This is a genomic window from Enterococcus sp. AZ071 (assembly GCF_050499065.1).
Lineage (GTDB): Bacteria > Bacillota > Bacilli > Lactobacillales > Enterococcaceae > Enterococcus_A > Enterococcus_A ferrettii.
Map to the genome: position 1 here is coordinate 2,491,434 of NZ_JBIPAS010000001.1, position 11,408 is coordinate 2,502,841.

Annotated in this window: 8 protein-coding genes; 1 reads left to right on the forward strand and 7 read right to left on the reverse strand. The window is 36.0% G+C overall.

Going from position 1 to position 11,408, the window contains the following annotated elements; translation table 11 throughout:
• Positions 1-323: 323 nt before the first annotated feature.
• The 4 genes from IGI49_RS12345 to IGI49_RS12360 all read right to left on the reverse strand — a co-directional run bounded on the left by IGI49_RS12345 (position 324) and on the right by IGI49_RS12360 (position 8,645).
• The gene (locus tag IGI49_RS12345) at positions 324-5,453 is read right to left on the reverse strand and encodes a Spy0128 family protein (RefSeq protein WP_429964720.1); all 5,130 of its coding nucleotides are present in this window, start codon (positions 5,451-5,453) and stop codon (positions 324-326) included.
• 14 nt (positions 5,454-5,467) lie between these two features.
• Positions 5,468-5,959 carry a hypothetical protein gene (locus IGI49_RS12350; protein WP_429964721.1) on the reverse strand — a complete coding sequence of 164 codons (492 nt, stop codon included), beginning with the start codon at positions 5,957-5,959 and terminating at the stop codon, positions 5,468-5,470.
• On the reverse strand, positions 5,952-7,409 hold the full coding sequence (locus IGI49_RS12355) for a helix-turn-helix domain-containing protein (protein ID WP_429964722.1): 1,458 nt from the start codon (positions 7,407-7,409) through the stop codon (positions 5,952-5,954). The genes IGI49_RS12350 and IGI49_RS12355 overlap by 8 nt, the downstream gene beginning before the upstream one ends.
• A 651-nt stretch (positions 7,410-8,060) precedes the next feature.
• Positions 8,061-8,645 carry a hypothetical protein gene (locus tag IGI49_RS12360; RefSeq protein ID WP_207700905.1) on the reverse strand — a complete coding sequence of 195 codons (585 nt, stop codon included), beginning with the start codon at positions 8,643-8,645 and terminating at the stop codon, positions 8,061-8,063.
• Positions 8,646-8,774: 129 nt separating this feature from the next.
• Here IGI49_RS12360 and IGI49_RS12365 point away from each other — a divergent pair, with 129 nt between their 5' ends.
• The gene (locus tag IGI49_RS12365) at positions 8,775-8,963 is read left to right on the forward strand and encodes a hypothetical protein (protein ID WP_207700906.1); all 189 of its coding nucleotides are present in this window, start codon (positions 8,775-8,777) and stop codon (positions 8,961-8,963) included.
• Between the two features lie 48 nt (positions 8,964-9,011).
• Here IGI49_RS12365 and IGI49_RS12370 read toward each other — a convergent pair whose 3' ends face one another.
• The 3 genes from IGI49_RS12370 to IGI49_RS12380 are packed head-to-tail and all read right to left on the reverse strand — an operon-like array spanning position 9,012 to position 11,379.
• Positions 9,012-9,410: a hypothetical protein gene (locus tag IGI49_RS12370; RefSeq protein ID WP_429964723.1), complete on the reverse strand. Its 399-nt coding sequence runs from the start codon at positions 9,408-9,410 to the stop codon at positions 9,012-9,014.
• A gap of 14 nt (positions 9,411-9,424) precedes the next feature.
• Positions 9,425-10,330, reverse strand: a complete 906-nt coding sequence (locus IGI49_RS12375) for a phosphodiester glycosidase family protein (protein ID WP_429964999.1) — start codon at positions 10,328-10,330, stop codon at positions 9,425-9,427.
• Entirely contained in the window at positions 10,330-11,379 is a 1,050-nt protein-coding gene (locus IGI49_RS12380; RefSeq protein WP_429964724.1) for a glycosyltransferase, read from the reverse strand. Before IGI49_RS12380 ends, IGI49_RS12375 begins: the two co-directional genes overlap by 1 nt.
• Between the last annotated feature and the right edge of the window lie 29 nt (positions 11,380-11,408).

The following is an 11,408-nucleotide window of genomic DNA, read 5'->3' on the forward strand; positions in this document are numbered from 1 at the left end:
CTACTTAAGGCCCTAGTATACTTATACTAAAGAAACCTTTCAAGAAAAAAACTAACCATCCCTATGGTTTTTCTCTCAATCTTACGTCGATACCTCTCAGTAAAGTGATAAGATCAACACCTATTGTAATAATTATAGTTATTTGTATTTTTAAAATCATTGCTATGGCAGTGTTTAACTATGTCAAGCTGTTGAAAGAGATTCGTGAAGAATGAACAGAAAGACTTTTGAAGAGTTAGACGTTTAAATCTTTTTAATTCATCAACGAGACAAAAAACCTGCATCAAGAGCTGTTTTCAAACTCTTGATGCAGGCTTGCTCATCTAAATAGACTCTCTTTTTATCAATACAAAGGCAATTATAACTAAGAAAAATAATCCTAGAACTACCAAACTAGTATTATTAGAACTTCCAGTCTTAGGCAGTCGTCCCCTATTGCTGCTTACTGTATGGCTGTCTAACTTGCTTGAAGCACTACCTTCTGTTGTTGGTAGTCCTACTCGGATATTTCGCTTTTCAACTTCTTGTTTATCCGCTTGACTGTTTATCACTGTAAAACGGATCGGTGTTTCATCCAATTGATATCCTTCAGGAGCTTTGGTTTCAATCAACTGATAGGCTCCATCAGATAAACCAGTAATTAAAACAGTTCCATCTTCTCCTGTAATGATACCCTTTTGGACAATTTTTCCACTATCGTCCATCACCTTAAATTTAGCATTCGCCAATGTTTCCCCTGATTGACTGTCTACTTTTTTCAAAAGAATTTCACCAAGTTTAGCCTTCTCTTTCGGAGTATAAACATTTGTAAAAACTGGAAGCTCTCCTTCAGATATGTTTTTATAGGTTGGGACAGCTTTCAGTTCCCCTGATTTTTCTTCAACTAAAACTGTTACGTCATAAACCGTTGTATCATACATCATGCCGGTAACTTTTCTTGAAGGAACTACTTCAGAAATTGTATACGTATAAACACCTGCTTTGTCGTAACTGATTTCGTCAAAGTGAATCTCTCCATTAGCTTCATTCTTTTGGGTTTGTTCTACCTTGTCTGCTTTCCCCTGAAGCTTAAACTCAAATTCATCAGCCCTCAGTTTACGACCCTTTACTATCTTCTTAGCCGCCAAATCGACTTTTGCCTTAGCTGGCTCTTGTGTTCGAGTGTACGTATTAGTAAATTCAGGAACTTCAGCTGCAGCCACACCTTCATAGGTTGCCTCAGCAATTAACTTCCCATTTTTTTCAGCTACGATCACGGTTGCTTCATAAACTGTCTTATCGTAAGTCATTCCTACTGCCTGATTGAAAGGGATTATTTCAGAAATCTCATACTTATAAATTCCTGCCTTATCATAGCTGATCGGATCAAAGATTATTTCACCATCCGCTGTATTTTTCTTTCTTTGATTAACCCCGTCTTCTCTACCTGTTAACTCAAATTCAAATTCATCAGCTACCAATTCACGGCCAGTTAAGTTTTTCTTCGCTTTTAAGATCACTTCTTCTTTAGGAGTCTGATAGGTATTCTCGAAAGTAGGAATCTCTCCTTTTGCCAATCCCTGATAAACAACACTAGCGGTTAACTTACTATCTTTCTCCTCTACTTTTACAGTTACTTCATAGACGTTTTTATCGTAGGTAATCCCCATTGCTTTTTCTGTTGGAATTACTTCAGAAATTGTGTAAGTATACACTCCCGCCTTATCATAGCTAATCGGATCAAAGGTTATTTCACCATCCGCTGTATTTTTCTTTCTTTGTTCAACATTATCATCCTTGCCTATTAGCCTGAATTCAAACTCATCAACAATTAATTTACGACCACTTAGAATTTTCTCTGCTTTCAGATCGATAGCGGTTATAAGTGTTTCTTTTTTGTTCTTTAAACTGAATACATGTTCAATGGCATTCTTAGAAATAGTAAAATCATGTTGAGCTTCGTCTTTGATATAACCAGCAGGTGCTTTACTTTCAATAATTGTATAGTTGCCATAACGAAGATTAGACAACTGTTCAACCGCTGTACCGTTCTGAATAATTTTATCACCCTTTACTTCGATATCTTGCATCAACAGGGTTAAATTTCCAACAGTATCACGACGATACAAATCAAAGAAGGCAGAAGCTGATGTAATTAGTTCCTCATTCTCATCCAATTTTCTGAATTTCAGGCTTCCATTTTTACCACTAGAGGTTCCTTCACCATCAGTAGATTTAATGATTACTTCGGTTGTCGTTTCATGATATTGGATATCCTTTCCATAAAGTGAAGCATTATTGCTAATTACCTCATTGTTTTGAATTCCCGGATCTAAGAGTGTCTGATATTCAATAATATACGATGTCTCTATTGAATCACCAAGATCAATAGTTAAAGTCTGCGTCCCTTCAACAGAATTTAGACTCACTACTGGCTTATTCTCCTCCGAAAATTCAATGGCTTCTCCATCTTTTATAAACGTTCCCGTTCCATCATCTTTGGCCTTATACACGTCGACCATGACGTTGCCAGCTTCATCATAAATAAACGATTGTTCGTTGATGCTAACCGTATCAGTAACTACCGGATTAACTATTTTTCGTCCATCCGTATTCAAAACAACTGACCAATTAACTAATCGGTAGTCATCACCGGCTCCCTGCTTTCCGTTTTTTGTAATCCAAGAATCCTTAGCGCTCTTCTCAACAGTTCCTTCAACCTTCAAAGGATCCATATTCTCAGCTTTCATAGTTGCTACATTTTTGTACTTAGGCAGCTCATCAGATGCCTCAGCTGAAACAAAAACCGCAAACGTATCGGTCTTATCTTTTAGTAAAGTAATGACTGGAACCCCATCAACTAGTTCGTATTTATAATCAGTATTTTCTACCCATTTGGTTCCCAAGCTAGCAACATCTACTTTGGAGGTTGCTAGCGTCACATCATAGATGACAAGCTCTTTCAATACCTGTCCCTCACCTAAAGCTTCTGTAATTGTCGTATTTTTAGGAATTTTCGTTTTCCACGTATTAAACAGCGCTGTCCAGTAAACACCACTTTCTGAAGCCGAAGATTCCGTAAATGGGTTGTCGTGTGAAAAAGCAGAAGAAATATTTGTTTCCTTGGCGAGATATTTTCCATATTTTATCCCATTATATGCATAATTTGTTTCAACCCACGTTGCTCTCTCAGCACCATCCGTACGTGATTTACCATCTTCTCCCGTATAGGTTACTACTGAACTATTAGTAAATCGTCGCAAAGCGCCCGTAGAAGTTTGCGGCTGCTTATCAACAAAATAATTTGTTGAATATTTTAGAGTAATTTGATTGTCTGTTGCGGCATAGCTTCCAATCAGCTTTATTCTAAAACCAGTTGAATAATCAGAATCCCCTTCTAACTTTTCTAATACATAATCGACACCCTTATTTAGAGTAGTATTCATAATTCCATCATTCGCAGTGACTATCAACGAGGACTCAATTAATTGTAATGCACTCTGGTTATTTCCAGCTAGATTAGTATACGAATCGGTAATGACCGCATCCTTCATTAAGATTCGATTTTTATTAACTCTTACTTGCCAAGTAAAAGTATTCTTTGAAGAATCTTTATTTAAAATATCTTTATCTACCCCTAAGGAGCTATCAATATTGGTTGTTTCTCCTCCAGAAATATTTTCGCTGTTAGTTCCATCTATAATTGTAGCTGTATTTACTAACTCTGATTTGATAGGTACGGGCACTTCGAAAGATTGAGTGGAGTAAGTAATTCGATAAACTCCTGCTTCCTCAAATTTCAAGGTAAAGTGAACATACTTCCCATCTTTTTGCTCAAAGTCTGTATCATTTATCGAAAATGACCATTTAGCTGCTGGAACCAAGGCACCATTTTTATCATAAACCTTAATTGTATCTTTCAAGAGATAATGTTTCGCAGTGTTAGGATTATCATTTTTAGTATACATCCAATCCTTAAACACACCATTTTTATTTTTGTAGGTCGCTTTGATTTCCCAGTTGAAGATACCAGTATTCACATCGTAATCTGTACAATATTTATAATTGTCCTTTTCATTGAAAGATACGCTAGATTCTGAAGAATTTTGTAAAAAATTATTGCCCGTAATAGTTACATTATTTACAAAATCTTTTTTCTCTTTATCCTCTACTTTCATCCTAATAACAATCTTCACTGGTTGATTCATAATGTCTGACGTAAACTTGTAGACATAGGTTCCAGCAGATTCCATCCAGGCACTAACAAATCCACTAGAGGCTGATTCCCATTCTTCTTCGTCATTCATAACGTAGCAAGAAGAATCCAAAAAACTCATCCCTTCCGGAAGGGTATCTCTTACTACTACATTTCGTAAGTTTCGTCTCTCTTCATTTAAAATAATGGTCCAGGTCACTGAATTATCTGCTTCAATTATACCTTTTTTGCTGATATCAGCTTTAACAATTGGTAAAACTATCGTGATTTCATTTCCTGAATCATCTTTGATGTTTGTTGGAATTTCTACTATTTCACTTTCAGTGGTAAGATTCAACTCTGTTTTCAAATCAATTGTTCCCTGACGTTCATTTAAATTCTCAGCTTTGCCATTAAACGTAACTGTCAGAGTGCCATCTAAGTCCAAAGTGAAGGAACCTAAAATATCCCCACCATCGTTTTTCAGCGTATCAGTGACTGTATTATGAATAGAAAAATAATCTGGCAATTGATACGTATAATAATCCCCATTATTAATCACTTCATCATCAGCCAAAACCCAATCAAAATGAATCTTAATATTGGCATCTTTCAATGCAGGATTCGTATCTGTGAATGAATTCCCATCGAAATCAGTAATTGATATGTTTGTGAAAAGATCAATCCCACGAGTATTTAGACTTGGTTCATGAACAACTACTTCATTGTCAATTCTATTTAATGCAGCTTTTGCTGAATCAGCTTGGTTGTCATAGTACAAGGTCTTTACCATGCCGTTGCCAAAATCAACAGTCTCTTTCTCTGCATCTTCACTATTCGTTTGTGCTTCTAAAGAGATCGTTCCTTGATATAGCCTAGCACTATGAAAATCTGGTGCTTGATTGCGTTCATCTAATACATAATTTTGTTTAAAAGTGAAAATTAGTTGATTATTACTTACTTGATAATCTCCTACATCAGGAATTGTCCCAGTTTGATTGTTATAGGAAAGATTGGAGGGTAGTTGAACAATCGCCATCGCTCCTGTTTCTATCAAGGTCGCTTTAGACAACTTCCAATCAATCTTAACTTGAATCAAATCTTTTTCTTTAATACGATTTTCAGCAGTAATCTTTTGACCTTCCATGTTATCAAATTCGATATTCTCGATAGCTATTCCTACTTCATTATTTGTTTCAGCAAACACTTGCAGTGGAATCATTCCTACTAAAATACTGATAATCGCTGCAAGTGACCAAAATTTTTTTAACTCTTTCATTTTTGTTCATCCCCTTAAAAAAATATAAAATCTTCTCTATTAACAGTGTTAATCTTTATTCCATAAACAATGGTGCCAGACATGTTTCCCAGCATTCTGGCCAATTCACTGTCGCTCTTGTTGTTTGTAGATAGATTGGATGGCAAATCAACAAACTTTTGCTCAATGTTAGAAAAGAAACTAGCTTCATGCTTAACGTTTTTAGAAAATTCTTCATTAAGCTTTTCATCCTTTTTTGTTGAAGGCTTCTCGCCTTCTGCCTCGACAGTTGTTTTTTCTGGATCATTTGATTTTCCAGATTCCGTGGTTTCTTCAAAATTGCTAGTCTCTTTAGGCTCATTGAAAACAACTACTTCATTACCAGATTCTCCCAAATCAAATTCAAGGATACTTTGTTCCTCAGTGACTTGATGAATCAATAGAACCTCACTGTATAATATTGGTACATTGGATTGATAAAACAACATAGACGGAAGTGCAAATGCTATTATTAAATGCTTATTCATTGCCTTCTCCTTTAACATCTAATAATAACTGACCAAATTCTGACCAATCTTCTGGAGTTGGAGGGCGTCTCCAAATCATTTGATGACAAGGTAATTTATTAATCAAAAAATCGGATAAATAAATTTGAGTTTTTGCGCTTAATTTTTGTTCGTAACAAATATTCATGCTTTGCAACGAGGAAAGAATTTTTTGTATATACTGGTTGTAATTACTCCCATGAGAAAAATCAATACACACAAAAACAGGATCTTCCAACTCTTCCACAGAAATTTCTCCCATTAAAAAAAACAAATAATCATAATACAATTTATTCTTCTCTAGTTCTGTGTGGAATAACTCTTGTCGATCTACTTTTTCAATAAACTGCTGAATAATTCGATCCAGTTTTGGATTAATCTCTTGAAAATAACGTCGTTGAACCTTGGTTACGAAAGTGGTCTCTCGAAAATGGTAAATCAACCACCTTCGGTTAATTGTCAACAACCCCAAATTTAATTTGTTATTTTGGATTAAATAGGAAAACGTAAACACGGAGTGATTTGCTAAATGCTGCAAAAAGTCATCAGCTAACTTTCGAGCCTGCTGATCTTCCTTCCGCTCAACAAAGCAAATAGGTGGGTCTAAAACTACTTCAATTGTTTGGAGAAATAAAAGTAATCCCGCAATTTCTTTCTGTTGATTTTCTTTAGTTAACTCAGTATGATTGTTTAGCCACTTATATAGATATCTAGTCAATGAATTATCCTGATATTCAATAAAAACCTCATCAATACAATGACCATTCTTTATTCGGATTAGCCATATACTAATAAAAAACAGCAATTTATGTTCCTGGGTTTTGGGTAAAGAAAGATTTAAATAGTGATATAGGTAGTGAATAAGTTCCTTAGTTTGATTCTGAATTATTTCATCAAATGGATTATGTAGTCCGTTGAAAATTTCGTAATAAACATTCAATAAAAAACTACGAATAACAAATTCAGAACCAACCAACTGATTTTTTCTTATTTGTATACCTTCTTCTTTAAGTAATATTTTCAGCTTCTTATATAATCGATAAGTACTAGATCGACTCAAATGAAGTTCTTCGATCTGTAGATCAAGACTTTTTTCTTTCGTTACGTATTGATGAAAGATTTGAAAAGACCGACTTTTTTCAATAAAGAACAAGCGCATTTTTTTTACAATCATATGAGACAATTCACTAATTCGAATTTCACCGCTCTCAATTACTTCAATTTCTCCGGGAAGAGCTTGCTCTCTTAAATCATCTTTCAGTTCATTCAGGTATTTTTCCACCTTATAGCGAGAAAGTTCCAACAAATCACTAATCTGTTCAATTGAACAATAAAAACTTTTATTTAATTCTAGATATTGAAGCAAGTATAATTTATAGCGATCCTCCTCCATTAAAAAATCATTCGATAACATCATTCGTTCCTTTCTCAATCAAATTAACTCCATTATAACTTTTTGTCACCTTTTTTTCATACAATAGTTTTCAAGTTTTGTCCTATTTTTTTTGATTAAAACAAAAAAATAGAGATTATATCTGAATATTATTATTTCTTCTGGATAAATCGACATTAAAAATAAACAAAGATTATTTTTTCGATTTTCAGAAACATATCTCAATAAATCATCAATCAGCATTTTATATCTCCCCATCCTAGCTTTAATAAAAATTCGTATCGCTTAATTTCTTAAGCTAACTATCTCTGACTGGAAATAGAAAAAAACTACTCCAGTACCCTATTAATAGGCCCTAAAGCAGTTTTGATCAATTTATAATTCAGTTGTTAGAAATACATACATAGCCTTGAACTAACTTTTAAACATATAGTTGATTATGTGGACATTCGATGTTATTACGTTAGTCGAATTTTTTCCGCATAGCCGATCCTCCCAACTAAAAAGCTATCAATTACATCTGATACTAAACAACTTATCCTTGAATTTCTAAATTTTTTCAGGAAAAATATGTATCGTAGTATAATCGAACAATGCATTCGGTTTAGCAAGCTTATACCTTGAAATAAGCAATTTTAGTGGTGCTTATTTGACTTTTTGAAGTAGGAAACAATACACACCCAGTATATTTTATTCCGTTTTATCCCCATGTTGATAACTTCCCACAATATGTCCACGAGCCAAAATATTTCGCCTTTCTCCTTTGGCTGTGTCCAGATCGTTGATGATTTCAGGATACGAATTTCTTTTATCTAGCTTTACTGTCACAATATCTGGCTTCTGGCGTAAGGCAAATACTTCAATTCGATAGTTATGTCGATTGCCTAAAAGCGCAGGGGGATAGGGCCCCACGTATTCTTGATTATACGTTCCCAACGGCAACTCGGTTGCAGTTAAATTATCCACATACCAGTGAATCCAACTGGCATCCTCATCCACCATCACTACCACATAATTTTTGGCGCCCATCACCTGATTCCAACTAACTTGAGGACTTTGATTATCCCCAGCTGGATCATTTTTTCTTTTATCTGATCCACAAGTTAACAACAGCTTCCCTTCCTGAGTGATCGAAGTAGATCGCACCTCAATTTCTGGCACACCCAACTCGACATCTTCCATATCCCTAGATCCAAGGAAAATAAGCATGCCTGCAACTAAACAGATTAGTACCACCCCAGCACTAATCAAACCATTTCTCCACTGTCTTTTCATTTGTTCAACTCCCCCTCCAACATACTAATTGCCAGATCTTCCATTTACCCACCTGTGGAAAAACTTCAACCGTTCTCTCTTATCCACAAAAAACATCTGTTATACTTAGTATGAAGAGGGGGATTAAGAATGTCTAGTCAAAAAAAGCAAAAATGGTATTATAAAAAAATAGTTTATGTTCCTATTTCGATTATTTTAGGTATCTTTGGCTTCAGTCCTATGTTTGGATCTTTGTTAGGTGTTAAGTATGATGAAGAATTCAACCCCGATTATTACAAAAGTAAAGATGAACCATTATTTAGAAAAAAGCAGCACTAAGTAATTCCAAAAAAAAGCGATCCTTTGCATAAAAGGATCGCTTTTTCTTTACGTATTCGACTGTTTTAAGATCTGAGCTCTCATTGCAGCTATGAAATGGAAGCTGCCTAAAAATATAAAAACTATCGCTGCCCAATAGTAAATGCGGACATACTCAGAGGAAGTCCCGGCAATTTCAAAAATACCCGTCAAGGCTCGTCCAATTACGATACTAATCACTGCCAATAAATAGCAGCTGCTGCAGTTTCTCATACGGTGCATCTTAATTATCGCCGGTTTTCCTGTTCTAATGACTAACAGGAAAACGATCAAAATCAACGGCCAGCACCAGATACTGTCTAATGCTTCACTGGTTACACCGTGACCAAAGTAATTATAGATCGTTTTGAAACTATAAAGAAACACAGAACCTAACGCTAAGCTAACTAACCATCGGTTGACCTGCATAAAACCACCCTTTTCTAAAAATAAATGATATCACTGACCGAACGTTCGCTGCCCGAATCACCTTTTGCTCCAGCGACCGGAGTATTCACCACTTGCCCGTTAAACACCATGGTGGAAGAACCCCCGCCATCAAGATTATAGGCAACGGTTGCTCCTTTGCTCTCAAAAATCTCAGCTAATTGATATAATGACAAGCCAGCACTTTCAGCTGTCCGACCATCCGACACAATGATCATATAATGGTTTTCACCAATCTGCCCAATTGCTGTTCTGGGATTGCTGGACATCGATTGGGCAACTTCTTCTTCACTGGACACCGCTATTTCACTCTTTTCAACTAAAACAGGTCCAAAAGAAAAAACTTGCGTGGCCCCTTCCTTCAGTAACTCCTCAGCCGATACCTCCGACTGATTAACAATTGAGAAATTCCCATTTGCATCTATGACTAAAGCATCCGTACTTTCCTCCGCTGTATCTCGGTACAAACTCCCATTGCGAATCACATAACCTGTGTCTCGGAAACCATAATAATCACCATTGATTGCTAATATTGCCTGATTCTCAGAGGCCATAGCAGAAGTCGTTTCCTTAATGTTACGGCCATAGGTACCATTGGCAAAGGCGGTTTTCAATTGATCGCTGCTTGTTACCTGAATATCGGCAACATAATAGGTAGTATCTGCTGTTTGTTCCGTCGAGATAGTGATCGTCATGTCGTCGTCTTGATAACTATTTTCTGTAATGACTGCTTCGGAACTTTCATCGGAATCTCTTGTTGCTTCAGTCGTTTCTATTGTCTCATTGGTGGCAATAGCCGAATAAGTTTTAGGAACAACAAACGTATCTAAAAGTATGAAACCAGTAAAGCAGGCTAACAAGAATAACGTTGCAAAAAACCAAGGAAATTTTCTATGTTTGATCAACTTTCGATTCCCCCTCTTTTAAAAACAAAACGTCGCTGAATATAAAAGCTAAGAATGAAGATTCCACAATCAACGACCACTTTAATTAAGACAATATGTTGAAATATTTCTGCCAGACCTTGAACTAGTAAGCTGCTTAATAGCAATTGACTCATAAAAAGTAAAGCATATTTTGCCGCTTCACTGATTTGTTTATGGTCAGTTTTAAAAACAAGATGTCGATTTAGCTGATAATTTAGAAACCCGCTGCTGATTCTAGCTATTGCAGTGGCGGCAAATAAGGCATTAGAGGCCCTTGGAAAAACCAGCTTCAGCAGAATAACAAAAAATAAGATATCAACTACAGCCGATAAAACAGAACTGGCAATAAATTTAAAAAAGGGCATATAAACCAGCATTGAATCGATTACACTTCGAAAATGAGAATGTTCATTGTTACCAAAATAGACTGTCTCGATTGGTACTTCTTCTAGTGAAAGGTTGATGTCCTTAGCCTGAATGAGCATATTCATTTCATAGTCAAATCGTTTTCCAGGAATCTCCAGCATTTGTTCTAAATGACTTTGGGGAATTCCCCGCAAACCAGTCTGAGTATCCGATAAAGGTATCCCAGTGGAAAAGCGAAACATCAACGCAGTCAGCTTATTCCCAAAACGGCTTTTGAAAGGTATCTGGTCTTGATCAAATTGGCGTGTTCCTAAGAAAAGCGTATCCTGATTCTTCTCAACTAAACTGGCAATTTTTAAAATATCATTTACTCGATGCTGCCCATCACTATCAGTAGTCACCAAGCCTTCGATCTCTGGCAGATGCAGCAACTGGAAACGCATGGCGGTTTTTAACGCTGCTCCTTTGCCTAAATTTTGCGAGTGATTCAACAGAATGGCTCCTTTTCGTTTGGCCTCTTGAAAAACAGCTTGATACGCAGCTCCCGATCCATCATCAATCACAATGATTGGTCGATCTGTTTGGCAGAGCAAAGTCGTTAAAAAAGTCAAAAAGCGAGACTCTGGTTCGTAGGCTGGAATTATAATACTTACTGTCATAGAATTGGCTCCTTTCTGAAAAGGTAAAG